Origin of the sequence: Methylotuvimicrobium alcaliphilum 20Z (assembly GCF_000968535.2) — a bacterium.
GTDB lineage: Bacteria > Pseudomonadota > Gammaproteobacteria > Methylococcales > Methylomonadaceae > Methylotuvimicrobium > Methylotuvimicrobium alcaliphilum.
The window spans coordinates 3,913,774-3,939,638 of record NC_016112.1 but is presented as its reverse complement, the minus strand read 5'-3'; the positions used below and the strand labels follow the sequence as shown (position 1 = coordinate 3,939,638).

Here is a 25,865-nt window from a genome sequence, read left to right as displayed (position 1 = left end):
TACTTAATTAGCTTCCCCCTAAGGAAAAGTCAATACTGTGGCCAACTTTAAAACGCATTTATCTGTTGCATCTATCGCTTCTAGTGGTGCTGCAAGTCTTGCTGTTAACATCCAATTAATTGATTTACTGGATGCGCCATGGCTAATTTTAGTCGGCACCATTGGCGGATTGTTACCTGATATTGATTCAGATCGTTCAAAACCAGCCAAATTACTGTTTCTAATATTGGCCATTATTAGTGCATTAACCATGCTATCAATATTTTCAATCTCTCATGAAATAACAGAACTATTTAACCCGGATAAATTAGTTTGTGATTTATCACTGTTCAACACCTCGAACCTATTATCAGCATTAAGCGAAAAATGCATCCCCCTTTCCTTATTGTTAATTGTACTAACAACATTTGTCAGTGTGCGCTATTTGTTATTTGCTGTATTTAATTCATTAACCGTACACCGAGGTGTATTTCATTCTATTTTGGCAGCTATATTTTTTGCATTGTTAGTCACCTGTATAGCTCATTTTCAGCTCCAGCAAACAATCGAATTTTCCTGGCTCAGTGGCTTGTTTGTCTGCATAGGCTTCATCGTGCACTTATTACTGGATGAAGTTTTTAGTGTTGACCTGTCCAATTCCAGGATGAAAAAGTCCTTTGGAACCGCGCTAAAATTATGGAATTACAACAGCTGGTCTGCTTCTATCATTATGCTGCTGTGTACTCTAACACTTTATTACACTAGTCCTCCTCTCGTCTCAACCATCAATAGAATACATTTACAAATAATGGCATCTACTCAGCCTAAACTTCTCCAGCAGGGCTAAACAGAAATTAATTTAACAAAAGGATGGGCAAAGGAGGTCCGACGTGCAGGGCAAGCGCATTAAAACACTATAGAAAATCAAATAGTTAAAATATTCCTTTTTTCCTGGTTAACTATAAAATTTAGTTTATTTGAACCCTAAATAAGGCTTTGTGTCGCTATCGCGACGCTTATGTGTAGTCGGTTCGCGGACCGACAGCCGCGATACTGCTACGAAACCCAATCCCTCGACAAAATCGCCAGTGCTCGGCGCGGCCTAACGGGGTCCAGGGAGGGGGGCATAAGTTAAACCAAATTGACTAAGCGTTCTAAGCAAAAGGATAACATATTGATATATTAACTATTTTAATGCGTTTGCCCTGGAGCCTATAACGCCGGACGGGTTTTGCAACGCCGTCCGTGCTATTGTTTCACTTTTTAAATCGATATCTCTTTGGATGCCGAGCGCTACTCTCGGTTCGAGAGTCCATTGCCGCTTTCGTTTAAGAGTATTCAACCTTCGGCTTGCCTTCCGATGATTTGCATGCCCCTATCGAAAACGCTGATTCGCCGGCTTCCGTCAAAATTTGCAGCGTTGCCGCTTCGTCTTCTTCGGCGACGCAAACGATCATGCCGATGCCGCAATTGAAAGTGGTCAGCATGTCGGCGTCGGAAACCTTGCCTTGTTGTTGCAGCCAGTCGAAAACTTCCGGGCGTTTCCACGATCCTAATTTGATGTGTGCGGCTGTGCCTTCCGGTAGTACGCGCGGCAGATTTTCGGTGATGCCGCCGCCGGTGATGTGAGCTAGCGCATGAATCGGTACAGATTCAAGCAGTTTTAACAGTGGTTTGACGTAGATGCGGGTCGGTTCCAGCAGCGCTTCACCGAGCGTTTTGCCTTGGAAAGGTTCCGATAGCGGCGTGTTGCCGTGCGCTAATATTTTACGGACTAGCGAATAGCCGTTCGAATGCGGCCCGCTTGATGCAATACCGATTAGTTTATCGCCGGCTTTGACTTTGCTGCCGTCGATGATGTTGCTTTTTTCGACGATGCCGACACAGAATCCGGCTAAATCGTATTCTCCGTCTGCGTACATGCCGGGCATTTCGGCCGTTTCGCCGCCGACCAACGCGGCTCCGGCCAATTCACAGCCTTTACCTATACCTTCGACGACTGCGGCTGCCGTGTCGACATCGAGTTTGCCGGTGGCGAAATAATCGAGAAAGAATAAAGGTTCCGCGCCTTGAACAATGATATCGTTGACGCACATCGCGACTAAGTCGATGCCGACCGTGTTATGGATGCTGAGATCGATAGCCAGTTTGAGCTTAGTACCCACTCCATCGGTCCCGGAAACCAGTATCGGTTGGCGGTAGCGGTCGAGAGGGAGTTCGAACATTGATCCGAAACCGCCGAGTCCGGCTAACACTCCAGGTGTGCGGGTTCTGGCGGCGATCGGTTTGATCCGTTCGACCAGTGCATTGCCGGCTTCGATATCCACGCCGGCACTCTTATAATTCAAGCTGTCTTGATTTTGTGCGCTCAATGTGATGTTCTCTATAAAGTAAAAATGTTAATGACCGATATTGTACAAGACATCTTCGGATTTGTGTGAGGGATATGAAGTCACTATTTAGGGTTCTTGCGGTTATCGTTTCTTTGTGCGGTTCGATTGGTTGGGCCGCCGAAGTCAAAGGCTTGTTCGAAACGGAGGTCATTGCGAAAAGCCAGCGGCCCGAAGATATTGAGGCTGCGATTAAGGAGGCGATGACTATTGTCTTGCAACGGGTATTATCCGGCAGCGATGTTCTCGATGACCCCGTTGCCAAGACGGCTTTAGCCCAGGCGCGTTTTTACGTCAAGCAGCATCAATATTCTTTGGTTGAGAAAGCAAGCGATGCATCCGGTCAGGCCCGAGTCATGAGGGTTTTGTTTGACGAGACGCGGCTATTGAGTTTGCTCAGTACCGGACGATTGGGGATTTGGAGCGAGATTAGGCCGGAAACATTGCTTTGGTTGGTCGTCGACGAGCACGGCAAGCGGCGTTTTTTTAAACCTGAATTGATGCCGTCTTTGGAGCATGCTATCAGCAGTGCCGCTAAACAGCAGGGATTGCCGCTGATTTTTCCTTTGCTTGATCTTGAAGAGCGCGCCCAAATTGCCGTGCATGATGTACTGAGCGCTTATCCCGAACAATTATTGGATATTTCCGGGCGCTACGATGTGGTGTCGATACTGGCGGGCAGGGTGGTCCGACAAGCCGATTGTTGGCAGGCGGATTGGGCTTTTTATTTCGACGGAGGCGTGCAGCAGTGGTCAAATTCCTGCGACACATTGCATGAAGCGTTGTTGGGCGGTATGCGGGGCGTTTATACGCGCTTGTCTCATTATTATGGCGTTAAGCCGGATATACTTGAACGAGGCATGATGATGCTCAATATTGCCGGGATTGTCGGTATGAACGATATTACTCGAGTTACGCGTCATATTGAATCGCTGCCGATGGTCAAATCGGTAGCTTGGCGCAGTGTTAGAGACGGCTTTAATCGCTATAGAATCAATTATGAAGGTGATTTCAGCGTGTTTCGGCATGCGCTCGGTTCCGGTGGAGTCTTAGAGCCGATGGGATCTGTCGGGTTGGGTTCTGATCAATTAAGTTCCGATGAGTTGAGTTTTAGACTGCTTCCCATGCGGTAAAGTCGTGATATATTCTTGAGTGTTGAATTCAATTTAAAAACTATTTAAGGTTAAGCAAGGATAATGCTTTTGCATACACCAATTAAAATAACTATAAATGTGAGAAGGTTATGACGACAAAGAAATTATTGAAACTGACTGTCTTTTCGATTGCAGCATTATTGGCCAATGAGGCTTCCGCTTATGATGAAGAGAAGGAAAAGGGTCATTGTAAGGCACCTAAGTTTAGGGATTTTAATCTGCCGGTTTATAACGTGGAAAACAAAGTCGAGGTTGCACCCGAATCCGAGCTGATGTTTACGATTTCTAATTGGATAGCGCCGGACTCTATTACAGTAACGGCAAAAGGTATTCCTCTAGAGGTGGACGTCGAAAATAAAAACAGTTTTTTTAGAGTCAGCGCAAAATTGCCGGCTTCATTGAACGGAAAATTCGCTCGAATCAACGTAAGTGCCGATGCCGTTCTTGGCTGTAAAGGCATGGACGGGTGGTTGATTAAGATTGCCGATAGCCCTCAAATTTTGGCCTCCGAGCCCGAAGCCGACGAAAATGTTGGCAAGACTGCTGCAGAACAGGGTGTCGACAAAGTTGAAGAAGAGAAAGTCGAGGCTATAGTCGAGAACGCGGGAGAATAGTCCGCTGGTCGTTGAGTTGGCTAATAAAGAATCTTATCGGGTTTAGCGTTCCATAGCTCAAAAGGCTTGAGATCGTTGCCTTGTTTGAGGTTTAGCATGGCGATGCGTCTTGCGGCCGGCGGCAGCGGAATTTCATCATAAATGAAGCTGTCGTCGAATCCGGCCGCTGCCGCGTCTTCTCGGCTACAGGCGTAATAAACCTTGTCGAGTCGGGCCCAATAGATCGCTCCCAGGCACATTGGACACGGTTCGCAGCTGGTGTACAAGGTACAGCCTGTCAACTGATAGTCGTTCAAGGTTTGACAGGCCATGCGAATGGCCATGACTTCGGCATGAGCCGTCGGGTCGAGTCGGCCGGTGACTTGGTTGCCGCTGGCGGCAATAATTTTACCTTCTTTGACGATCAATGCGCCGTAAGGCCCGCCTTGTCCGGATTCGACGTTTTCGGCAGCGAGATCGATCGCTTGTTGTAAATAGTCCGAGTGCGTGCTCATAAGCCTAATGGGTTGCTGGGATCGATGCCCGGCATAAACGGAATACGCCGGTCCTGATCGGTGATCTGATAAATTTTTCCGAGCCAGTTGTTAAAGACTGCTCGAGCCGTATCTCGCCAAGTATTGTCGATGTAGTCGAGGACGGCGGCTTCCGGAAAAGGTTCGATCGGTTTATCGTCTTGTCGCGCCGCTATGACATGATCGCGGTAGTCTGAGAAAATGCGCTGGACTTTAGGGCTGAAATAATGCTCCGGAAAAGGCGGATAGTCTTCTATATCGCCGTTATAATAACGATTCACCTCGCGCTTGTATTCTTTCAGCAGGCTGATGTCGTCGTACTCCGGGTGACCTTGAAAGAATACGATTCGGAAACCGTCCGGACTAACCGCCAGATGTACGCCTGCCTCCTTGCTCGCAACCAATACTTTTAAGCCTTTTTGTTCGATGTCTTCGCGAAAGATTTCGTTAAAACGCGAATGCGGGACATCGAAGCGGGTATTGATTTCCGAGACTAAGGGATGCTTGCGATCCATGACTTTGTGTGGAAACACGCCCCAGCGTTTAGCGGGTAACCGGGTTCTTTCGATGCCGTAGCAAAACTGTATGACGGCGTGCGTTGCCAAGCACGAACATAAAATGGACGGAACGTTTTGTTTGGCCCACAAGAACACTTCGGTCAGCGGTTGCCAAAAATCTTCCTGGTCTAGTTTCGGTTTCGTGACATTGGCGCCGCTGACAATCAAGGCATCCAGTCCGTCGCGCTTGATGGTTTCGAACGATTCGTAATAACGCTCTATGTGTGCTTTTGCTTCCGGGCCTCGGGGCAAACCGTCGACGGTAAACGGATGGACATGAAACTGCGTAATTTGGTTGCACGCGCCGACCAGCCGGAAAAATTGGCGTTCGGTGGCTTCCAGCGCGGCATCCGGCATCATATTCAGCAAGCCGATATGCATTTCTCGAATATCTTGGTGACGGGCTCGCTCCGGGTTCAGAATTTCTTCGCCTTCTTCACGTAGACGCTGGAATGTCGGTAAATCGGTGTGTGCGACTAAGGGCATTAATTCAAACCTAATTTAAGCCTGTTGCTCGGCGATCGAGTCTGCGATCAACCGAATGAAATCGTCTTCGTTATTAACCTGTGCGGCATCGTTGGCGTCGATAGTATAGCCGTACTGTCGGGCTATCGCTTCATAACGAGGTAAGCGCGACTTGAATAATTCCGGGAAGACCCAGGTGACGAATTCGTCGGGCGGAATCTTTTCGGGAGCCGAATAGTCATGTTTGGTCATGAATTCGGCCAATTTTTCATCCAAAAAGGCTTCACGGTAATAAAGCGGCTTCGGGTCGGTTTTGGCGCGCTCGATAATAGTTTTTTCGAGATCCGGCGGAATCTTGATATACAGGATTAGCGTATGCTTGGCGAGTGTTTCCAGTACCGCTTGGTTGTCCAGTTCGCATAAACTGCCGCCGGCATCGTTAATGAAGTGTTTGTAGCCGTAGATGTCCTCGGATTTATTTATGAAATCGGGAACGTCGAGCATTGCTGCGATTTCTGCTTCATGATGCAGTTTTTGGCGGCGTTTGAATTCTTTTAAAGACAATCCGCTTAGCTCGGGGTTGCCGATTTTACCGAGAAAACTCGATACTGGAGTTAGGTTGTCGACGGTAACATTGTTGCATATATAGATAGAGTCGGAGAGCAGTAACTCTCGCAAAAATGGTACATCCATCGCTCGGCGCTTGATGTTGTCCAGAATAGGTTCATCCAGATATTTGGTGCCGATCCGGTAATCGCCGGAATAATGAAACCATTTTTGTCTAGGTAGCTTATTGGCCAGTGTGGTTTTACCCGCGCCAGACATGGCCATTAGTGTAATGCTTTTGGATTCCCAATCCAGGAACTCCTGTGCACTCATTTTCATGCGAAGTGTTTCCGTTAATCGATGTAATCGTCAAAGTTTAAGTCGTCCATGTTGCGCCGATGTTCGTCCGGATCGCTATAACCGAGATCTTCGTCGTCCAATTCGAACGGTGCGCTCCAATCCTCGGGTTCCTCAATATAGTCGAAGGTCGAATTATACCAGCTGTCGGTATCGTACTCGCCAATCTCTCCGTTCAAATATTGTACTTCGATTGAATCGTCGCTTTCATCGATCGCAATGACTTTGAACGTTAAATTATTCTCGACATCTTTGTACCATCTGTCGATGACGGGGTCTGCTATTGTCGTCATGTTAAGGTCCTCAAAAAGTTAGGGCATTCCGTAATAAACCATCATAACCTGATTGACAGATTGTTATCGGCTGTTTACCCCAATCGGCAAGCGTTCGAGAGCCGGCCGGTTATGAAAAATTCTGCTCGCCGCTACCATCAAAACTAGCTGAAATTGCCTGTAAAGAAAAGAAGTTTTTAACGGCCGTGGCGAATGCAGAGCTTCGGTCTTGTCTGCTGGGTTGATTAAGCTTCAGCTTAATTTGTGAGGCATTTTCAAGCGGTACAATGCCGAAATGTCCTCGTCACCGAAGCCTTGTTCCATTAGCTGTGCATAATTGAGCAATGTCATTTCGGCCAGTGGAATAGATATGTCGGCGTTTTCGGCCATCTTACGGCAGATTTCCAAATCTTTGTGATGTAATGCCAATTTGAAGCCCGGTGCAAATGTATTTTGCATCATTGTTGGGCCTCTATGTTCGAGAAACCAATTGCCGGCTGCGCCCCCCGAGACGACTTCTATGACTTTTTTCATCGGCAGGCCTTGCGCTTTGCCGAATGCCAGTGCTTCGGTCACGGCTTGGTTAATGCCGGCGGCCATGATTTGGTTGACCGCCTTCGTGGCCTGCCCGCTGCCGACCGGTCCCATGTGCAGAATGCGCGCGGCGATCGCGGCAAGAATAGGCCGGATTTTTTCCAAAGCTTCGTTACTCCCGCCTACCATCATTGCCAAGGTGCCTTTTTTTGCGCCTTCGACGCCGCCCGAGACCGGCGCATCGAGAAATTGCGCTTGTTTTTCGGCGAGTATTGCGGCAGCTTGTTGTGCAGTTGAGCTGCTGACCGTTGACATATCCACGACGACCGCACCTGATTTAACCGTCTGCGCGACGGCAGTAACCATTTCCAGCACGTCTTCGTCGCGCGAGACGCACATAAAAATAACATCGCACGTAGCGGCGAGTGCGGACGGTGTGTCGAATGCGACGACACCGAGTTCGTCGGCCAACGATTGTGCCTTGCAAGCAGTGCGGTTATAGACGCCGGCTAAGAAACCTGCCTTCGCGAGATTTTTCGCCATGCCGGCGCCCATTGCGCCGAGTCCGATGAGTCCTATACTAATCATGATCTAGTTCTTTATTTTTCCAAATAAGTATAAGCCCGAAGCCCCGCTTCGAGTTCTTTTTCATATTCGTAGCGCTCCAGTTCGCCGATACCGCTTTGCGTTAGCTTGTTATGATAGGCTTCCTTCAATTCTTCGGGATTGATATGGACATAGTCGAGTAAATCGGAGACATGTTCGCCTTCTTGTAAGTCGGAAAAATGATAACCGTTGGCATCGAGCTCGATATTGATCGAATGCGTGTCGCCGAACAGATTATGCATATCGCCGAGAATTTCCTGATAGGCTCCGACCATGAAAAAGCCGATAAGATAGGGTTCGTTCAAGTCGATTTTGTGAAGCGGCATCGTATTTTCGATATTCGGTCCGTCGACATAGCGATCGATACGCCCATCCGAATCACAGGTTAAGTCCTGCAGTACCGCGCGGCGGGAGGGGTGTTCGTCGAGGCGATGAATCGGCATGATCGGGAATATTTGATCGATGCCCCAAATGTCAGGCAACGATTGAAATAAAGAAAAATTGCAAAATACTTTATCGGCGAGCTTTTCATTGAGTTCTTGCAGAATCAACGCCTCGCTGTGGTTGTTCGGGTTCAGGTGGGCTTTAATTTGTCGAAATAGCCGGACGTAATCGCGCTCGGCTTCAGCAAGTTCGATTAGACCGAGTTTACCCTGCACGAAGGCGCTTCGCGCTTCGCCTAGATTGTATTGGGCGTCGTGATAATGTTCGGCGATGTTATGCGAAGAAATCGGCGTATCGTGAACGTCGAGTTCTGTATCGATCGATTCGATATCGGTGACGTTGCTGATCAGTACGGCATGATGCGCGGTCAATGCTCTGCCGGATTCGGTGATGATGTTCGGTTGTGTTAAACCGTGTTCGGCGCAGGCTTCGGCGAAACCTCGCACGATGTTTTGCGCATATTCGTCGACGCTGTAATTGATCGAGCAATCCCGGCGCGAACGGCTGCCGTCGTAATCGACTCCAAGACCGCCGCCCGCATCGACCGTATCGATGATTGCTCCGAGTTGGTGGAATGCGGCATAAAACTGTCCGGCCTCCTTGAGCGCGGTTTTGATATCGTGAATATTCGCGATTTGCGATCCCATGTGGAAATGCATCAGTTTCAGCGTGTCCAGCAGGCCTTCCTTGTCGAGGCGCTCGACTAATTGCAGAACTTCTCCGGCATGAAAGCCGAATTTGGATTTTTCGCCGCCACTGTTTTGCCATTTTCCGGCGCTGATGCTCGAAAGCCGGACGCGGACGCCGAGCAGTGGCTTGATGCCCAGTTTTTGCGATTCCTGCAGAATCATTTCCAGCTCGGATGGTTTCTCTATGACGATATACACCTTCAAGCCCATGCGCAAGCCGATCAAGGCGAGGCGAATATAAGCGCGGTCTTTATAGCCGTTGCAGACAATCAGTCCGGGCGACAAAGCCAGGATTGCCAGCAATTCCGGCTTACTGCCGGCTTCAAGGCCTACATTGCCACCGGATAAAATGCCTTCGATGACTTTACGCTGCTGGTTGACCTTAATCGGGTAGACCGGCGTGTAATTACCGTTATATCGGTGAGTTTCGCGTGCCTTGTCGAATGCGGAATGCAATTGCTTGACCCGGTTTTTTAGAATGTCGGTAAAACGCACCAACACCGGTAACGATAGATTTTTTTCGTTTAAGGTCTGTGCGATTTCGTATAAATCCAGCTCGACATTTTTATCGGGACAGGGTTTAACGGTTATTCGTCCGGCTTCGTTGATCGAAAAAAAGCCTTCGCCCCAATTGGCGATGCCGTAGGTTTGCGCCGATTGTTCGATGGTCCAGGGTTGTTCAGGCTTGAATTGCACTCGTGTGTCCTTGGTTTGAAATGTAGGATGGGCTTAAATTTGGTAAATATTCAGGTCCACTTTTTCAAGGGGAAGGCCAAGTTCCGACTTTTTCTATACTTCGCGCGGCCATGTTTGCGGATTTTATGGCAATGCTATTTTGTTCGGTAGCAAGGCGCGAAAACAGGCGCATAGCAAGCTATGTAACTGTTTTTGCAAAGCTTCCGCTCCTGCTCACGCCCCTTACCTACATCCATGTAGGTAACGCAGCTACCGGACAAAAGAGCGCGTCAGAAAGCCGCAAATGTGGCCGTGCGAAGTATAAGTACAGGGGACTGAACAATGACTAATTTTTCAACACTGCAGGGATTTCTAATATAATGGCACCATTTTAAACCTTTCCAACAGGATTACCCAACAATGAACCCGACTGAATGGTTTACCGAACAAGCTCCCGGTGCCGGCTCGGCTTTTTCGCTAAAAATTAAGCGTAAGTTACACGAAGAGCAGTCCGATTTTCAATTCCTCGAAATCTATGAAACCGAGGATTTCGGTAATTTGATGGTGATCGACGGCTGTACGATGGTCTCGACCCGCGATAACTTTTTCTATCACGAAATGATGAGCCACCCGGTGTTGTTTACGCACCCGAATCCGAAACGGGTTTGGATCATCGGCGGCGGCGACTGCGGTACGTTGAAAGAAGTCTTGAAGCATCCGGGGGTCGAGCAGGTCGTGCAGATCGATATCGATGAACGTGTGACGCGTTTAGCCGAAATTTATTTCCCTGAATTGTGCGAGTCGAACGGCGATCCCCGCGCCGAGCTGAAATTTATCGACGGCATAAAATGGGTCAAAGATGCCGCGCCCGGTTCGGTCGACATCATCATCGTCGACAGCACCGATCCGGTAGGACCGGCCGAAGGCTTGTTCGGCGAAGCGTTTTACCGCGATTGTTTGAATTGCCTGTCCGAAAACGGCATGGTCATACAACAATCCGAGTCTGCCCTTTATCATTTGAATCTGATGCAAGCCATGCGCAATGCAATGAGCGCAGCCGGTTTCGATCATCTGCAAACGCTGTTTTTCCCGCAATGCATTTATCCGTCCGGCTGGTGGAGCGCGACAATCGCCGGCAAGAAGTCATTGGGCAGTTTCAGGCAGGAGGATTCGGCGAATAAACCGTTTACGACCGAATATTACAATGTCGATATCCACCGCGCGGCATTGGCGCAGCCGGAGTTTGTTAAACGGGCGTTCGGCGGTTGATGCATGGCAAGGCGGGCAATGCAGTTGTCCGTCTTCAATATTAACAATGAATACGAACAAAAATCGCGGTGTCGGTTGCCTAACTTATTCCCTTTCGTTATGTGTCTTGCGTCTCATAACTAATGTGCATATTATATGCGCATTAGTTATCGAGGAGATATGCGCATGCCCCCGGTCTTTGACACCCATGCCCCAAAAAAACCGACAAACGTCAGTATAAACAGTGATTTACTTGTTAAAGCGAAAGAGCTAAAGATCAATTTGTCGGCAACCTTGGAAACAGCTCTAACCGAATTAGTAAACGCTCGGCAACGAGAACTTTGGCTGTGCGAAAACAAGATTGCCATCGAAGCGTACAATCAATTGGTAGAGAATCATGGAAACTTTAGCGACGATTTGAGGGGCTTTTAGTGGCTCAGTTCAGGGCTTACGAGAATTCAAACAAAGCAACTATGAAAGCCTACCCTTACCTTTTGGATATCCAATCCAACTTACTTGACGAGTTACGGACCACAGTCGTCATTCCGCTTTGCCCTACTAACCTTGCAGGTAAAGCTGCAATTACAAAGCTATGTCCAATATTAAAAATTGATGGCAGATCTTTTATTGTGCTCACCCAGCAAATTGCCGGCATAGATCGAAAATATCTTGGTAAAGAAATTTGCGACCTTTCGCTGTATCGCTCTGAAATTATTGCCGCATTGGACTTCATCATTTCCGGCATTTAACGGCATAAAAGCCCAGGCGGTAGCCGGCACTAAATACTTTGCTGGAACAATGCGCGCCGGATTTGATTTGATCGGTGGTTCAAAAAAGCTATGTATGCGGTAATAGTCGAAAACACCCGCCACTGTCGGAAGCACTTATAAATCCAAAGTAAATCGTAGGATACGCTGCGCGTACCTAATGTCGGCACAAGGCAACACATGAGGGGCAAGTTAAACTACGACCGATACTGCCGTGGTACGCACAGCGTACCCTACAGCCTTCTTAACGTGAAGATGCTCAAAAAAAAGGCCGGTTGCCCGGCCTTTTTCTCATTTATTTCAACAATCCCTGCAGCAGTTCGTTCAATTTATGTACGAACGCCGACGGGTCGTCCAACTGTCCGCCTTCGCTCAGGATCGCTTGGTCGAACAAGATGTTTGTCAGGTCTGCAAAACGTTGGTCGTCTTGTTCCTCTTTCAGGCGAGTGACCAGCGCGTGAGTCGGATTCAGCTCGAAGATCGGCTTGCTGCCCGGCATTTTTTGGCCGGCTTCTTTCATGATCCGCTCCATGTTCAGGCTCATGCCGTAAACATCGCTGACCAGGCATGAAGGGGAGTCGGTCAGGCGGTGCGACAGACGTACTTCGCTGACTTTTTCTTTCAGCACTTCCTTGATTTGATTGACGACCGATTCGAAGTCTTTGTTGACTTCTTCCTGCTGTTTTTTCTCTTCTTCGTCTTCCAGTTTGCCTAAGTCCAGATCGCCTTTCGCGACCGATTGCATATGCTTGTCGTCGAATTCGGTCAGGCTTGAGACCAGCCATTCGTCGATACGGTCGGACAGTAGCAGCACTTCGATGCCTTTCTTGCGGAAAATTTCCAGGTGCGGGCTGTTTTTCGCGGCCGCGAAGCTGTCTGCCGTGATGAAATAGATTTTTTCTTGCCCTTCTTTCATGCGACCGACATAGTCTTCGAGTGAGACGTCCTGTTTTTCGCTGTCGGTGTGGGTTGAAGAAAAACGCAGCAATTTTGCGATGCGGTCTTTGTTACTAAAGTCTTCGATAATGCCTTCTTTAATGACATTGCCGAAATTGGACCAGAAGGTTTCGTATTTTTCGGCTTCGTTTTTAGCCAGGCCTTCGATCAGCCCCAGCATTTTTTTGACCGCGCCGGATTTGATCGTGCTGATTTGCTTGCTTTGCTGCAAGATTTCTCGCGAAACGTTCAGCGGCAGCGAATTCGCGTCGATCACGCCACGGATGAAGCGTAGGTAGCGCGGCATCAATTGTTCGGCGTCATCGGTGATGAAGACTTTTTTGATATACAGTTTCACGCCATGTTTGGCGTCGCGGTCCCATAAATCGAAAGGCGCACGCGATGGAATATAGAGCAAGAGCGTATATTCGTTCGTACCTTCGACTTTGCTGTGGATATGAGCCAGAGGATCTTGAAAGTCGTGTCCGACATGCTTGTAGAATTCGTTGTAGTCTTCGTCGGAAATATCCTGGCGGGCTTTGGTCCATAAGGCCGACGCGCTGTTGACCGTTTCTTCCTCGACTCTGGCCGGCGCGGTTTCGTTGCCTTCGTCGTCGGTTTCGGCCGGAATTTCCTTGTCCATTACGATCGGTAATGAAATATGGTCGGAATATTTGCGCACGATAGAACGCAGGCGCCAGTCGTCGAGAAATTCGTCCTCGCTTTCTTTCAGATGCAGAACGATTTCTGTACCGCGTTGCGGTTTGTCGATCGATTCCAGCGTGTATTCGCCTTCGCCGGAGGATTCCCAAAGCACGCCCTCTTCATGAGATGCACCGGCCTTGCGGGTTTTCAACGTGACTTTGTCTGCGACGATGAACGACGAATAAAAGCCGACGCCGAATTGGCCGATCAGCTCGCTGTCTTTTGCCTGGTCGCCGGTCAGCGCTTCGAAGAATTGTTTGGTACCGGATTTGGCGATTGTACCTATATGTTCTTGAACTTCTTGGCGACTCATGCCGATGCCGTTGTCGATGACGGTGATCGTGCGTTTATCCTTGTCGAATTCGAGCCGAATTTTCAATTCGCTGTCGCCTTCGTAGATTCCGTCGTTGGATAAGGCTTCAAAACGCAGTTTGTCGGCGGCGTCGGAGGCGTTGGAGATGAGTTCGCGTAAAAAGATTTCCTTGTTGCTGTACAAGGAATGGATCATTAGGTGTAGCAAGTGTTTGACTTCGGTTTCAAAGCCTCGGGTTTCTTTTTTTGCTTCAACAGTCATGCTTAATTATCCTCTTATCGATTCAAAAGAAATTTGCATTCGATGTGGGGGCGTTTAGATTTTTTTCAAGTCATGAGCTAGACACTTTAGAAACTATGGTTAAAATTGCTTTCATGAATCTGAATCTAAAGTCCAAAAAATTTCTGATCGTCGAAGATCTGGCTAATATGCGTAAAGCGATACGCGAATTGTTGTATACGCTCGATGTTCGAAATATCGTCGAAGCTGCCAATGGTCTAAATGCGATTGCCGCAATGAAAAGGGAGCGTTTCGATGTCGTGTTGTGCGATTACAATTTAGGCGAGGGAAAGAACGGACAGCAAGTATTAGAAGAAGCCAGGTTTCGTAAATTGTTACCTTATAACGCCACCTTTATCATGGTAACGGCGGAACAAAATCAAAGTATGGTCTTGGGGGCTATGGAGAGTAAGCCTGACGAGTATTTGACTAAGCCTTTTAACGGTCAACAATTATTGATGCGACTGGAACGAAATCAAACTAAAAAGGAGTTCTTTGCCGATATAGAACAGGCAATCGAGGCCGATAATTATAGTCTGGCGATTCACTATTGCGATAGTAAGCTCCAAGAAAACAATCGGAAAATGCATTTGCATTTGCAGAAAATTCGTGCCGAATTGGCTGTTAATACCGGCGATTTTAAAAAAGCGGAAAGTATTTACCGCGAAGTGTTGGCCACGCGAGAATTAAATTGGGCGCGTCTGGGCTTGGGCGTTATCGCTTATTTGCAAGGCGACTATGAATCGGCCGTTGAAGTTTTTCAAAACTTAATCGACAGTCAGCCGATGATGTTGGAAGCTTATGACTGGTTGGCCAAGGCTCATGAAGCAAGCGGCGATTATTTAACTGCCCAAGCCGCGTTAGACAAGGCGACCAAGATTTCCCCGCAGGCTATTTTGCGGCATAAGAAACTAGCGGCTTTAGCCGATAAAACCGGGCATTTGGATATCGCCGAAAAGGCGTATCGGTCGGCGGTCAATTTAGGCAGAAATTCCGTTCACAAGTCTTCCGGGGATTTTTCCGGGTTGGCCAAAGTTTATTCGAAGACCAATAATAGTGCTGCCGCGCTGAATACGCTGAAAGATATGCGCAAACAGTATGTCAATGATCCGGAAGCCGAACTTCGAGCGGCAGCATTGGAGACCGAGGTCTATCAGCAAATCGGCGATGAAGAAATGTCGGAGCAGGCTTATCGGACCGCACAGGAGTTGTGCGAAAAGTTGGGCGATAAAATTCCGAATGACTTGCGCGTGGATGTCGTTAAGGCGCATTATCTAAAAGGAAACGATGAATCGGCGAATGCGATACTGGATCAATTGATCAAGAATAATATCGATGACGAACATTTTATCGGCAACGTCAAGACTATGTTGGGTAGTATCGGTAGCGAGCATCATGCGGATGCATTGATTGCGCCGATTAAGCAGGCATTGATCGAAATCAATAATAAAGGTGTGGATTTGTTTAAGCGAGGGAAGCTATTGGAAGCGATGCGGGTTTTTGAAGAAGCGGCCGAGATTATGCCCGAAAACAAAACGATCATGATCAATATGATCAAGATTTTGATTTATGATTTGAAAAAGTCGGGATTTAATCAACACAAATTTGCAAGGGCTCAGGACTTGATCAAAAAAGCCGCTAAATATGGCGTTAATCCGGATAAAATCGGGAATATGTTGATGCAATTGGAAAAAATGTCTGCCGTGAACGAATCCAAGGTCTAATGTCTATATCCCCTATCAATAATTTTTCGACGATTTTGGCAGCATCGATTCATGACATCAAAAACTCGTTGTCGACTGCCCGCGAATTAATTGCTCAATTAGCTAAGCTTGACGGTGTTGCAGAGACTCCTCAATTTCGGCAGTTGGAGTTTGAAGCAAGTCGCATGAATAGCAGTCTGATGCAATTATTGATACTGTACAAAATCGATTCGTCGCTGTTTTGTCCGGTAATCGATGAGTATCAAGTCAAAGATATTCTCGACGATGTGGTGGCTCAACAGAGGGGCGTGCTGGCTTTGGGCGGCATAGGCTTGATCGTCGAATGTGCCGACGACCTGTATTGTTATTGCGATAGCGGATTAATTAATACCGTACTGATATCGATCATTAATAACGCCCAGCGCTATTGCCGCAAAACGATTGTGTTGTCGGTTTATCAATCCGGTGACTCGGTTTGTTTCCAGGTCGAGGATGACGGCGAGGGATATCCTGCTGAATTAATTGCGGATTTGTCGCATCCGGTTGCGAACGGGCCAGGTAATACCGGTCTTGGATTGTTTTTTGCGGAAACGATTGCCGAGTTGCATCGCAAGGGGACGAAAAGCGGTATCGTGCGAATCGATAACAATAGTCGTTTTGAGGGTGCTCGGTTTAGATTGTTTCTGCCATAACTTCTGCGCCTCCGATCAGTAGGCAGATTTGCGTCAGCGTATCCCAAGCGCTGCCTTTAGAAGACCCTTTGATGCGCCGGTCCGCTTCTGCGCTCATCAGCAGGGCTTTATTCAATTGCGTTAGTTTAAGGCGTTGTTCGGCGCCGAGAACCAGTCCTTTTCGATTTTCCCATACATGAGCGTTGCGGAGTGCCTGATCTTTAGAAAAGCCTTGATATGGGGCGGTTTTGACTGAGATCAGCAAACGGATATCCCGGGTTAATGCCCACAACACAAGGGGTTCCGCAGTACCTTCCGACTTTAAACCTTGCAGCATTTTTAGTATGCGTCCGGTTTTTCCTGCCAACATCACATCACAAAGATTAAAAACATCGTAACGTGAACTATCCGCGACGGCCGATTCGATATCGTGCCGGCTAAGTTGTTTTGGGCCGTACAGCACAAAAAGCTTTTCGATTTCTTGTGCGGCAGCCAGTAAATTGCCTTCAACCCGGCCGGCTAATAAGCGCAAGCCCTCTCGATCGCCGGATAATCCTTTATTCGCCATTCTATTTTGCAGCCAGTTAATGAGGTCTTGTCCCGAAGGAGGCCATATTTGGATGATGATGCCGGCCTTATCCACGGCTTGAGCCCATTTGGATTTTAACGAAGCGCTGTCGAGCTTGCCGGACGTGATGAGCAGTAATGTGTCTTCGGGCAGGCGTGCGCAATATTCGGTCAATGCTTTTGAGCCTTCCGCGCCGGGTTTTCCGGAGGGTAGCCGTAAATCGATAATTTTTTTATCGGCAAATATACTGAATGAATCGGCGGATTCGCCTAGCGAAGCCCATTCAAAATGAGCGTCGACGGTCAATACTTCGCGATTATCGAATCCGGCTTTTTTGGCGGCGCGCCGGACGGCATCGGCGGCTTCGCCCAGCTGCAACGGTTCGTCGCTTGCAATCAAATAGACCGGCGCCAAATTTTTATTCAGCGTCGCTTCGAGTTGTTCCGCTTTTAAACGCAAGGTTTAATATTTGTGAAGTTGGGTTCGTGCGAGGTCGAGAATTGATCGTACAGCTTGTTTGTACATTTCGTTAATAATCACTTTTTCCTCGTTGGCTTGAGCAATGACCGCTTCCTGGTCGTTGTAATATTCCCGGATAATTTCGACCGACTGGTTACGGGCTAGAACGGCGCCTTGATTATCCAAAAGTTCGTATTCCAATTTGTAATTTAATTCGAACTCGTTTGCTTTGCCGATGGAGCTTAATGATAATACGCGCCTATCCAGTTTTTCATTCAGCGTATTGATCACCAATTCGGCTTGACCGGCCGACTCGACGATGCGCACGGGAGATGATCTCAATGTTCGGGTAAAGTGGTCGCGTAGACTGCCGGAGGCTCCCTGCAGATAAACCTTGTTGATATTGTCGGGGAGGTCGACAGTTCCTTGTAGTCGGTATCCGCAGGCGCTTAATGCCAATGTCAATAAAATCAGCAGGGCTACTTTCAATCTCATGCGCGACCTCGGTTCATACAACTATATTGACTAATTTATTCGGTACGACAATGACTTTTTTGACCGGTTTGTCTTCTATAAAGCGCTTGACGTTATCGTCGCCGAGCGCAATGGCTTCAATTTGCTCCTTCGAAGCGCCGGCCGCCACTGAAATTTTGCTGCGCAGCTTGCCATTGACCTGAACGACAATGTCGAGCGTGTCGAGTTGCAGGGCGCTAGGGTCGGCTTTGGGCCATTCGGTATCTAGAAGACCTCCGCGTTGCCCCAAATGTTCCCAAAGCCGCTGACAGATATGCGGAACGATAGGCGACAGCATCAGTACGATCGCGCTGAGCGCTTCTTGCCGTATAGCCTTGGCGTTGTTCGAGTCGGCGGTAAATTTGGCAATGGCGTTTAAAAGTTCCATGTTCGCCGCGATCGCGGTATTGAAGGTATGCCGCCTGCCCAAGTCGTCGGTGACTTTTTCGATGGTTTGATGCAGTTGCCGGCGAAGGTTTTTTTCATCGTCGGTCAATGCATTGCGGTCGAGTTCAGGCGTCGGTAGATCGTTTTGAACATGCTGATGGGTTTGTTTCCAAAGCCGGCGCAGAAAACGGAACGCGCCTTCGACGCCGCTGTCGGACCATTCGAGCGATTGTTCGGGCGGCGATGCAAACATGATGAACAAGCGCACCGTGTCGGCGCCGTATTGGTCGATCAGGGCCTGCGGGTCGACCGTGTTACCTTTCGATTTCGACATCTTGCTGCCGTCTTTCAGCACCATGCCTTGCGTTAGCAGGTTTTTAAACGGCTCGTCAGGGGCCGGCAAACCTTCGTCGCGCATCAATTTAGTGAAAAAACGGGCGTATAGGAGATGCAGTATCGCGTGTTCGATGCCGCCGATGTATTGATCGACCGGTAGCCAGTATTTCGCGGCTTCGTCGACCATTGAGTCCGCTTTGGGACTCGCAAAACGCGCGAAATACCATGACGATTCCATGAAGGTGTCGAAGGTGTCGGTTTCGCGCCGTGCCGGTTTGCCGCATTTCGGGCAGTCGACATGCGAAAAGGTCGGGTGCGCGACCAACGGCGATTGAGAACCGTCGAGCACGACGTCGCGCGGTAATGTGACCGGTAATTGATCTTCCGGCACCGGTACCGTGCCGCAGTCGTCGCAATAGATAATCGGAACCGGCGCGCCCCAATAGCGTTGTCTCGAAACGCCCCAGTCGCGTAGTCTGAAATTGGTCTTGCGCGTGCCGCGGTTTTCTTTTTCGAGTTTTTCGGCGATCGCGATAAAGGCTTGCTCGGAGGTCAAGTCGTCGAATTCGCCCGAATTGCGCAGTATCCCTTTGTCGGTAAAGGCTTGTTCGGCGCAGCTGTCGTCGGAATCGTCGAGCGAATGAATGACCTGCTTGATCGCAATGCCGTATTTATGCGCGAATTCGAAATCGCGTTGATCGTGCGCCGGCACCGCCATGACTGCGCCGGTTCCGTAACCCATCAACACAAAATTAGCGATCCATACCGGCACTTGTTCGCCGCTGATCGGATGCACGGCCTTGATGCCGGAGTCGATGCCTTTCTTTTCCATCGTTTCCATTGCCGCTTCCGAAGTTTCCATGACTTTGCATTCCTCAACAAAGTGCGCGATTTCGGCATTGTTTTCGGCGGCTTTCAGAGCCAAGGGATGTTCGGCGGCAACGGCCAAGTAAGTTACACCCATTAACGTATCGGGGCGGGTCGTGTAAATTCTGAGCGCTTCGTTTTCGCCGGGGACCGCAAAATCCATTTCGACACCTTCGGAACGACCGATCCAGTTGGCTTGCATCGTTCTGACCTGTTCCGGCCAGCCGTCCAGGGCATCTAAGGCTTGCAGCAACTCATCGGCATAGGCGGTGATTTTTAGGAACCACTGTGAAATTTCTTTGCGTTCGACCGGTGTGTCGCAGCGCCAGCAGCCGCCGTCGATAACTTGTTCGTTGGCGAGCACGGTCAAGTCGTTCGGGCACCAATTGACCGGTGCGGTTTTTTTATAAACCAGGCCTTTTTCGAAGAGTTTCAGAAAGAACCATTGCTCCCAGCGGTAATAATCGGGATCGCAAGTCGCCACTTCTCGGTCCCAGTCGTAACCGAAACCGAGACGTTTCAACTGGTCGCGCATGTATTCGATGTTTTCGTAGGTCCAGTCGGCCGGGTGAACGCCGTGCTGCATCGCGGCATTTTCGGCCGGTAAACCGAAAGCATCCCAGCCCATCGGTTGTAGGACGTTCTTGCCTTGCATGCGCTGAAATCGACTGATCACATCGCCTATCGTATAATTCCGAACATGACCCATGTGCAGTTTGCCGCTGGGATAGGGGAACATCGATAGGCAGTAATATTTTTCGCGATTCGAATCTTCAAGGGCCGCGAAGGCGTTGGTGTCTTCCCAGGATTGTTGAATCGCTTGCTCGATTTCTAACGGCTTGTAACTTTCTTCCATCCTTCTCATCTTTTCCGGTCAAATATATTAGAATACAGTACACTTGTTTAAATCTAAAGCCTCATTTTAAGGAGTTCATCGTATGAGTGACAATAAATTAATCAAAGCCTATAACAATTTGATGGAACACCTTTATGAGGTGATGGACGACGGTATACATTCTTTGGCTCATGCGCTCGAACAAGCCAAGGAAAAGACCAGCGAATTCGGCGGTTTGACGCAGGAAGAAATTAATAAAGTATCCGACTACGTCAAGCGCGATGTCGTGCATGCGGCGCATTCTCGTAATGAAAGCAAGGATGAGGACGATTTGTCCGAATGGCTGAAATTCGATATCGATTTACTCGAAAATTTCGCGCTGGAGGAATTTATGAGTTTGGCCGATAAAACTAGCGTCGAATTAGCCAAATTCAGGGCGATTGCCGAAGTCAATACGTATCATAGCGGAGAAGTTTCCAGCCCCGGCACGTTTGTTTGCGATCAATGCAATAAGGAAATTTCGTTTAAAACGACCAGCGAGATTCCAAAATGTCCGGACTGCGGAGCCGATACTTTCGTTCGGTGTTGATATTATCCTGTCAAACCTTATAATGCAGGTTACTAACTATTTGATTTTATGGAGCATAGCATGCGCAGGGTCATTTTCAACCAGAAAGGCGGAGTCGGCAAGTCCACCATTTCTTGCAATTTGGCGGCAATCAGTGCGGTCGAAGGCAAAAAAACGCTAGTCGTGGATTTGGATATGCAAGGCAATGCGACTCAGTATCTACTGGGTGGAAAAGTCGCTAATTCGGATCAAACCATTGCCAAGTTTTTCAAGGATTGTTTAGGTCTCGGTTTGTTCGGCAGTAATAATCCGGGTCTTGAGGACGTGATTCATGAAACGCCTTTTCCGAATCTTTTTGTGATTCCTTCTCATCCTGAACTTGAGCCTTTACAAGCCAGGCTGGAATCCCGATACAAGATTTTCAAATTGAAAGAAGCCCTGGAAAAGCTGGAGGGATTCGATGCGGTTTATATGGATACTCCGCCGATTTTGAATTTTTATAGTCAATCGGCATTGATTGCGGCGCATAAGTGCTTGATACCCTTCGACTGCGATGCATTTTCCCGCGAGGCTTTGTATACGTTGATGCAAGCATTGGCGGAAGTCAAGGTCGATCATAACCCAGGGTTGGAAATCGAAGGCATCGTCGTCAATCAATACCAAAAACAAGCCAATCTGCCAAGGCAATTGGTCGAGGATCTGATTACGGAAGGTCACCCGGTGCTTGATGCTAAAATTTCTCCGTCGGTAAAAATTAGGGAATCGCACAGCGAATCCAAGCCTTTGGTTTATTATGCCCCTTATCATAAACTGACCGATGAGTTTCGGGCGCTACATATCGAAATTACCGGCAAAGTTTGATCTTTGGATTCCGCGATAAATAGCTACCGCGCTATCGTATTGGAAGGCCATTATACTAAATGCTGCAGTTTAACCATGAATTGCATGAAGTCTTCAGCAGCTGTCCTAAAATATTGAATCACCTTTATAGAAGGGCAAAAAGGGTTTGCATAGGTAAACTTCATCGTAGATGAACATTCGGCCTCGAGGTGGTGCCCGTCAAAGGACGCCGTAAATACAGCAATTCCCAATTTGGAGATCAAAAAGGATGTGGGGGTATGCTTGGCGAGGATGTCGGCAGCAGGGCAGATTTTTGCTCCTCGGCAATTGCTGAGTTACATGGATGTAATGAATGCAGAAAATGCAGGAGCATTTTTCTGCCCTGCATTGCCCTAATACACGCCATCCTTGGCGTTTGAGCTGCCGCCAAGCCCCCATGGATGGGTTTACGGCGTTCCTCGACAGGCAACCCCACACCCTAAAATCGGCGAAACTGCTCAAACTGAGAATTGCTGTGCTTTTTCTGGGTTTAAATAAAGTCTATAAAAACGGTAGGGATTCGTGTGTACAGCCGTAGGATGGGTAGCAGCGAAGCGGAAACCCATCGCTTTGTTTGAGCGCAGGTACATGGTAGTGATAACGCAGCCATTCGCTAACCCCGCGATTTATTGCAATGATTCTCTTGACGTTCCATGATCCTGAAAAGAGCAGTTGGCATGTGTTGTAGACCGTTCGTGCTGAGTAAAGTCGAAGCATGAAGGGTCTACAACACTTTCACCGTCGTGGTGAAGCCTCAAACTACCGTTGACCCTTCGACGGGCTCAGGGCGAACGGTAGTTTGAGGCTCTCAACTGCTCTTTTTAGGATGATGGGTTTCGCTCCGCTCTACCCATCCTACATTAACGACTATCATACTTTCGTCGTCTTCTATCGGAGAGGCTTAATCAAGATCAAGCGGCGATTGCCGCATTCAGTATCCCCTTTTGGTAATATTGGATCACATCGACATTATAGGTGTCAGGGCGTTCGATTTTTCGAATAGTATAGCCATGCCCGCTGGCATCCAGATCCAACTTCGATAAATCGATCAAACGTTCCGGACGAGGTTGTTTATTTTCATCCAATAACAAGATGATTTTCGGGCGGATCTTGGCTTTCGGGTTTACCTCGACGACAATCCCGACCTCTCCGGTGTTCAATTCGACAATACTTCCAGGCGGGTAAATACCCAGGCATTCGATGAATTTAATCGTCAGCGAGGAGTCGAGATGCGAACCGGAATTTTTGGTTAATAAACTGATGGCTTCGAGATGCGCGCGGCCGTTTTGATAAATTCTATCGCTAGTAATCGCGTCGTACATATCGGCAATGGCGACGATGCGCGCATAAGGCGTGATGTGTTCGGCTTTTAATTGTCGCGGATAGCCAGTCCCGTCCAGCTTTTCATGATGCGTGTGAGCAACGTCGATGGCGCCGCCATACATGCCGGGCGAGGCCATCAATAATTTCCAGCCCAGCGTCGTATGACTTTGCATGATTTTCAGTTCCTCGGGCGTAAATTTTCCGGGTTTATTTAAAATTTCCAGCGGTATTTTCATTTTGCCCATGTCGTGCATCATTCCGCATAAACCGACATGGTGCAATTCGGCTATCGGTAGATTGATATGTCTGCCTAACGCGATTGAGTAAATACAAACATTCATGCTGTGCTGAGCGGTATATTCGTCGCGTTTTTTCAGTTGCGTCATCCACATTAATGCATCGGGAGCATTGATAATGCTTTCGACGCATTCGGCAACGGCTTTTTTAGCGAGTTCGACATTGATGGTCTTGCCGAGGCGAACTTCCTCCATGAAGCTTTTGACTAAATTGCTCGTTTTATGATGAACATATTCGGCATTCTTGATTTCCTTCGCGAATGTCGAGCGTTTTTCGGGCGGCGTGTGTTTTTCCAGAAAGTCTTTGGAGTAGGCGGTGCTTTTGGCATAGATTTGCGGGGCTTTCGATTGCTTCGTGACATCGATATAGACATATTCGCATTGTTGCTGGACGGCTTCGATGTCGTTTTCGTTTTTCAGCTCGAAGCCTTGAAACAAAAAATTCGTTTCCAGCCAAGGGCGATCGAGTTTCGAGACATACATGCCGACGCGCAAGTCCTTGACATCTATCTTAAATAAGTCGATTGACGAGGCGAATTCGTTGCGGCTCCAGTCAGTCATCATAGCTTCCTCTTTCGTATTGATCCCGCTGGCGATTTTGAGTGCGGCGGTTGTATTTTATTTGAATCGACATGCTTGCTATTATACCTTTCGCACTTCAAATTTCGGCAGTGCCTAAGGAGGCACCGGGGTGCTAGGTCGATTTTTGCTCCTGCAAAATCGACATTCACGCCATCCATGGCGCTCGCAAAGGCTTTGCCAGCATGGAGCTGGCATAGAGCCTACATGGACGTATTCACGGCGTCCTTTGACGGGCACCCCGGTGTCGAATTTTGATCTCCGATAGATATAACAGAGCAATGAGTATCGAGATCGCCGGGGTATCTCCGGTTTTGGCATAAGGCGTCAGCCCGCCCATTGGCTCTATTATGCCGCTGATCGCCGCCGTTTCGAAAGGTATTGCTTGTTTAACGATGCCGCCCATTGGTGAAACAATGGCTGTTACGCCGGTATTAGTGGCCCTCAATAGATAACGGCCCGTTTCGAGCGCGCGCATTCTTGCGATTTGCAAGTGTTGAAAAGGCTCTATCGATTGTCCGAACCAGGCGTCGTTGGTAACGTTCACTAAAAAAGCGGCATCCGGCAATTTCGTCCGTGCTTCGCTGCTAATGGCGTCTTCATAGCAGATCGAAGCCGCAAACGGATATCCTGCCGCGATTGGCAACGTTTGATTATCTCCTCCCGGTGTGAAGTGTCCGAGACGCATGTTTAAGAAATCGAGAATTTTTCCAGACAAGGGTTGCAAGGGCAAATATTCGCCGAAAGGCAGTAAATGGTTTTTATGATAAAAGCTCCGCTGTATACCGAGCACTAATATCGAGTTGTATTTTATGTGCGGTTGATCGCCTTTCATAGGCAGGCTGACGATGATGTCGCTGTTATGTTCGACGGCTTCGCGCTCTAGCGGTTCGATAAAACTTTCTTCGACTTCGGAATAATAAGCCGGAATCGATGTTTCCGGCCAGACGATAATGTCCGAGTCCCAGTGTTTTTCTGTTAAGTCGCGGTATTTCCGTAACGTTGCATCGCGGTTTTCCGGCGCCCATTTTTGTTCCTGCGGAATATTGCCTTGCAATAAGCTGACGCGAATGCTCTCTCCGATTGAATGAGTCCATGCGATGTTTTTGCATAGGGCACCGCTCGCGAAAAGCACGGCAATCAGAATTAGATTCGTCACGATGTGCCGCTTACCGTGATGGCATTGCAGCGCGAGGCCAGCGCTCAGAGCCATCAAAAAACCGGTGCCGTACACACCGATGATAGGAATATAGCCCGAAAAAGGGGTAGCGAGTTGCGAGTAGGCAATTTGCAGCCACGGAAAGCCGTTAAGAAACCAATTGCCTCGGATATATTCCACTAAAATCCAGATGCCGGACGGAATCAAGCTATTGATAGCGTGGTCTGAGCGACGAACGATCGCGCTCGTCAAGTATCCGGTCAGTGCTGGGAAGAGGGACCAGACCGATACAAATAACAGCGTGATCAATACGGAACTCAACAAATCGGCTCCGCCATAGACTCGAACGCTGACGAATACCCATGAAACGCCGAAGCCGAATAAGCCCAAGCCAAACAAGAATCCCCGGAAGGCGGCACGGGCGGGAGTTAATACCTCCCAAGACGCAAATATAAAAGCCAAGGCGACGAAGGCCAGATAGGCATGATCGAAAGGGGCGAAAGCCAGCGCCATTGCAATACCGGCGGCCGGCGCGAGTAAGTCGCCGTAAAACCCTTTGAAAAAAGCGCTTAAATTGTGATTGAAAACGGTTTCCGGCATGTTCATTCTTTACAATAACGTTCATGAAGGCCTATCCATCGCCCCGGCAAATGAAAGTGCGAAGCGTGTCGGAGGGTGCG

23 protein-coding genes are annotated in these 25,865 nt (G+C 48.5%); 10 read left to right on the top strand and 13 right to left on the bottom strand.

The window, feature by feature from the left end; translation table 11 throughout:
• Positions 1–37 precede the first annotated feature (37 nt).
• Entirely contained in the window at positions 38–826 is a 789-nt protein-coding gene (locus tag MEALZ_RS16730) for a metal-dependent hydrolase (RefSeq protein WP_014149837.1), read from the top strand.
• Between the two features lie 481 nt (positions 827–1,307).
• Here MEALZ_RS16730 and purM read toward each other — a convergent pair whose 3' ends face one another.
• The gene (purM, locus tag MEALZ_RS16725; RefSeq protein ID WP_014149836.1) at positions 1,308–2,351 is read right to left on the bottom strand and encodes a phosphoribosylformylglycinamidine cyclo-ligase; all 1,044 of its coding nucleotides are present in this window, start codon (positions 2,349–2,351) and stop codon (positions 1,308–1,310) included.
• Between the two features lie 74 nt (positions 2,352–2,425).
• On the opposite strand from purM, the gene MEALZ_RS16720 reads away from it, so the two are divergent.
• On the top strand, positions 2,426–3,502 hold the full coding sequence (locus tag MEALZ_RS16720) for a DUF2066 domain-containing protein (protein ID WP_014149835.1): 1,077 nt from the start codon (positions 2,426–2,428) through the stop codon (positions 3,500–3,502).
• A 110-nt stretch (positions 3,503–3,612) separates the two neighbouring features.
• Positions 3,613–4,137 (top strand): hypothetical protein, encoded by a 525-nt coding sequence (locus MEALZ_RS16715; RefSeq protein WP_014149834.1) that lies wholly within the window; start codon positions 3,613–3,615, stop codon positions 4,135–4,137.
• Positions 4,138–4,157: 20 nt separating this feature from the next.
• Here MEALZ_RS16715 and MEALZ_RS16710 read toward each other — a convergent pair whose 3' ends face one another.
• From MEALZ_RS16710 to speA, 6 genes are all read right to left on the bottom strand, one after another.
• Entirely contained in the window at positions 4,158–4,631 is a 474-nt protein-coding gene (locus MEALZ_RS16710) for a nucleoside deaminase (protein ID WP_014149833.1), read from the bottom strand.
• Positions 4,628–5,692 (bottom strand): homoserine O-succinyltransferase MetA, encoded by a 1,065-nt coding sequence (gene metA / locus MEALZ_RS16705; RefSeq protein WP_014149832.1) that lies wholly within the window; start codon positions 5,690–5,692, stop codon positions 4,628–4,630. The genes MEALZ_RS16710 and metA overlap by 4 nt, the downstream gene beginning before the upstream one ends.
• A 15-nt stretch (positions 5,693–5,707) precedes the next feature.
• The gene (locus tag MEALZ_RS16700) at positions 5,708–6,556 is read right to left on the bottom strand and encodes a hypothetical protein (RefSeq protein ID WP_014149831.1); all 849 of its coding nucleotides are present in this window, start codon (positions 6,554–6,556) and stop codon (positions 5,708–5,710) included.
• Between the two features lie 14 nt (positions 6,557–6,570).
• Positions 6,571–6,867, bottom strand: coding sequence for a DUF6763 family protein (locus MEALZ_RS16695; RefSeq protein ID WP_014149830.1), 297 nt, complete (start codon positions 6,865–6,867; stop codon positions 6,571–6,573).
• 231 nt (positions 6,868–7,098) lie between these two features.
• Complete coding sequence (locus MEALZ_RS16690) at positions 7,099–7,965, bottom strand: NAD(P)-dependent oxidoreductase (RefSeq protein WP_162473022.1); 867 nt, start codon at positions 7,963–7,965, stop codon at positions 7,099–7,101.
• A 14-nt stretch (positions 7,966–7,979) separates the two neighbouring features.
• Entirely contained in the window at positions 7,980–9,815 is a 1,836-nt protein-coding gene (gene speA, locus MEALZ_RS16685; RefSeq protein WP_014149828.1) for a biosynthetic arginine decarboxylase, read from the bottom strand.
• Between the two features lie 399 nt (positions 9,816–10,214).
• Here speA and speE point away from each other — a divergent pair, with 399 nt between their 5' ends.
• The 3 genes from speE to MEALZ_RS22285 all read left to right on the top strand — a co-directional run bounded on the left by speE (position 10,215) and on the right by MEALZ_RS22285 (position 11,791).
• Positions 10,215–11,063 (top strand): polyamine aminopropyltransferase, encoded by an 849-nt coding sequence (gene speE, locus MEALZ_RS16680; protein ID WP_014149827.1) that lies wholly within the window; start codon positions 10,215–10,217, stop codon positions 11,061–11,063.
• A 165-nt stretch (positions 11,064–11,228) separates the two neighbouring features.
• Positions 11,229–11,474 carry a type II toxin-antitoxin system CcdA family antitoxin gene (locus MEALZ_RS16675; protein WP_014149826.1) on the top strand — a complete coding sequence of 82 codons (246 nt, stop codon included), beginning with the start codon at positions 11,229–11,231 and terminating at the stop codon, positions 11,472–11,474.
• A complete protein-coding gene (locus tag MEALZ_RS22285; RefSeq protein WP_084685518.1) occupies positions 11,474–11,791 on the top strand; it encodes a CcdB family protein in 318 nt (105 codons plus the stop codon). The genes MEALZ_RS16675 and MEALZ_RS22285 overlap by 1 nt, the downstream gene beginning before the upstream one ends.
• Before the next feature lie 313 nt (positions 11,792–12,104).
• Here the strand turns inward: MEALZ_RS22285 and htpG are convergent, their stop codons facing one another.
• Positions 12,105–14,024 carry a molecular chaperone HtpG gene (htpG, locus tag MEALZ_RS16665; protein ID WP_014149825.1) on the bottom strand — a complete coding sequence of 640 codons (1,920 nt, stop codon included), beginning with the start codon at positions 14,022–14,024 and terminating at the stop codon, positions 12,105–12,107.
• A 95-nt stretch (positions 14,025–14,119) separates the two neighbouring features.
• Here htpG and MEALZ_RS16660 point away from each other — a divergent pair, with 95 nt between their 5' ends.
• Both MEALZ_RS16660 and MEALZ_RS16655 read left to right on the top strand, forming a co-directional pair.
• Positions 14,120–15,766, top strand: coding sequence for a tetratricopeptide repeat-containing response regulator (locus MEALZ_RS16660; protein ID WP_014149824.1), 1,647 nt, complete (start codon positions 14,120–14,122; stop codon positions 15,764–15,766).
• A complete protein-coding gene (locus MEALZ_RS16655; RefSeq protein ID WP_014149823.1) occupies positions 15,766–16,437 on the top strand; it encodes a sensor histidine kinase in 672 nt (223 codons plus the stop codon). The genes MEALZ_RS16660 and MEALZ_RS16655 overlap by 1 nt, the downstream gene beginning before the upstream one ends.
• On the opposite strand, the gene holA is transcribed toward MEALZ_RS16655, so the two are convergent.
• From holA to leuS, 3 genes are read right to left on the bottom strand one after another with little or no spacing between them, the layout of a single operon-like run.
• Positions 16,418–17,443, bottom strand: a complete 1,026-nt coding sequence (gene holA, locus MEALZ_RS16650) for a DNA polymerase III subunit delta (RefSeq protein ID WP_014149822.1) — start codon at positions 17,441–17,443, stop codon at positions 16,418–16,420. The genes MEALZ_RS16655 and holA overlap by 20 nt on opposite strands.
• Before the next feature lie 3 nt (positions 17,444–17,446).
• Positions 17,447–17,938 carry an LPS-assembly lipoprotein LptE gene (locus MEALZ_RS16645; protein ID WP_014149821.1) on the bottom strand — a complete coding sequence of 164 codons (492 nt, stop codon included), beginning with the start codon at positions 17,936–17,938 and terminating at the stop codon, positions 17,447–17,449.
• Positions 17,939–17,951: 13 nt separating this feature from the next.
• A complete protein-coding gene (gene leuS, locus MEALZ_RS16640; RefSeq protein ID WP_014149820.1) occupies positions 17,952–20,402 on the bottom strand; it encodes a leucine--tRNA ligase in 2,451 nt (816 codons plus the stop codon).
• 82 nt (positions 20,403–20,484) lie between these two features.
• Here leuS and MEALZ_RS16635 point away from each other — a divergent pair, with 82 nt between their 5' ends.
• A complete protein-coding gene (locus MEALZ_RS16635) occupies positions 20,485–20,970 on the top strand; it encodes a zinc ribbon-containing protein (RefSeq protein WP_014149819.1) in 486 nt (161 codons plus the stop codon).
• Between the two features lie 60 nt (positions 20,971–21,030).
• Entirely contained in the window at positions 21,031–21,810 is a 780-nt protein-coding gene (locus MEALZ_RS16630; protein ID WP_014149818.1) for a ParA family protein, read from the top strand.
• A gap of 929 nt (positions 21,811–22,739) precedes the next feature.
• Here MEALZ_RS16630 and MEALZ_RS16625 read toward each other — a convergent pair.
• Positions 22,740–24,011, bottom strand: a complete 1,272-nt coding sequence (locus tag MEALZ_RS16625) for an HD-GYP domain-containing protein (RefSeq protein ID WP_014149817.1) — start codon at positions 24,009–24,011, stop codon at positions 22,740–22,742.
• Between the two features lie 232 nt (positions 24,012–24,243).
• Positions 24,244–25,785, bottom strand: a complete 1,542-nt coding sequence (gene lnt, locus MEALZ_RS16620; RefSeq protein ID WP_046061648.1) for an apolipoprotein N-acyltransferase — start codon at positions 25,783–25,785, stop codon at positions 24,244–24,246.
• Positions 25,786–25,865: the final 80 nt, after the last annotated feature.

Excerpts from the sequence above, each read along its gene's own strand:
- MEALZ_RS16720 (WP_014149835.1), top strand. The coding sequence starts at position 2,426 with ATGAAGTCACTATTTAGGGTTCTTGCGGTTATCGTTTCTTTGTGCGGT.
- MEALZ_RS16715 (WP_014149834.1), top strand. The coding sequence starts at position 3,613 with ATGACGACAAAGAAATTATTGAAACTGACTGTCTTTTCGATTGCAGCA.
- MEALZ_RS16710 (WP_014149833.1), bottom strand. The coding sequence starts at position 4,631 with ATGAGCACGCACTCGGACTATTTACAACAAGCGATCGATCTCGCTGCC.
- metA (WP_014149832.1), bottom strand. The coding sequence starts at position 5,692 with ATGCCCTTAGTCGCACACACCGATTTACCGACATTCCAGCGTCTACGT.
- MEALZ_RS16700 (WP_014149831.1), bottom strand. The coding sequence starts at position 6,556 with ATGAAAATGAGTGCACAGGAGTTCCTGGATTGGGAATCCAAAAGCATT.
- MEALZ_RS16695 (WP_014149830.1), bottom strand. The coding sequence starts at position 6,867 with ATGACGACAATAGCAGACCCCGTCATCGACAGATGGTACAAAGATGTC.
- speE (WP_014149827.1), top strand. The coding sequence starts at position 10,215 with ATGAACCCGACTGAATGGTTTACCGAACAAGCTCCCGGTGCCGGCTCG.
- MEALZ_RS16675 (WP_014149826.1), top strand. The coding sequence starts at position 11,229 with ATGCCCCCGGTCTTTGACACCCATGCCCCAAAAAAACCGACAAACGTC.
- htpG (WP_014149825.1), bottom strand. The coding sequence starts at position 14,024 with ATGACTGTTGAAGCAAAAAAAGAAACCCGAGGCTTTGAAACCGAAGTC.
- MEALZ_RS16660 (WP_014149824.1), top strand. The coding sequence starts at position 14,120 with ATGGTTAAAATTGCTTTCATGAATCTGAATCTAAAGTCCAAAAAATTT.
- MEALZ_RS16655 (WP_014149823.1), top strand. The coding sequence starts at position 15,766 with ATGTCTATATCCCCTATCAATAATTTTTCGACGATTTTGGCAGCATCG.
- MEALZ_RS16645 (WP_014149821.1), bottom strand. The coding sequence starts at position 17,938 with ATGAGATTGAAAGTAGCCCTGCTGATTTTATTGACATTGGCATTAAGC.
- leuS (WP_014149820.1), bottom strand. The coding sequence starts at position 20,402 with ATGGAAGAAAGTTACAAGCCGTTAGAAATCGAGCAAGCGATTCAACAA.
- MEALZ_RS16635 (WP_014149819.1), top strand. The coding sequence starts at position 20,485 with ATGAGTGACAATAAATTAATCAAAGCCTATAACAATTTGATGGAACAC.
- MEALZ_RS16630 (WP_014149818.1), top strand. The coding sequence starts at position 21,031 with ATGCGCAGGGTCATTTTCAACCAGAAAGGCGGAGTCGGCAAGTCCACC.
- MEALZ_RS16625 (WP_014149817.1), bottom strand. The coding sequence starts at position 24,011 with ATGATGACTGACTGGAGCCGCAACGAATTCGCCTCGTCAATCGACTTA.
- lnt (WP_046061648.1), bottom strand. The coding sequence starts at position 25,785 with ATGCCGGAAACCGTTTTCAATCACAATTTAAGCGCTTTTTTCAAAGGG.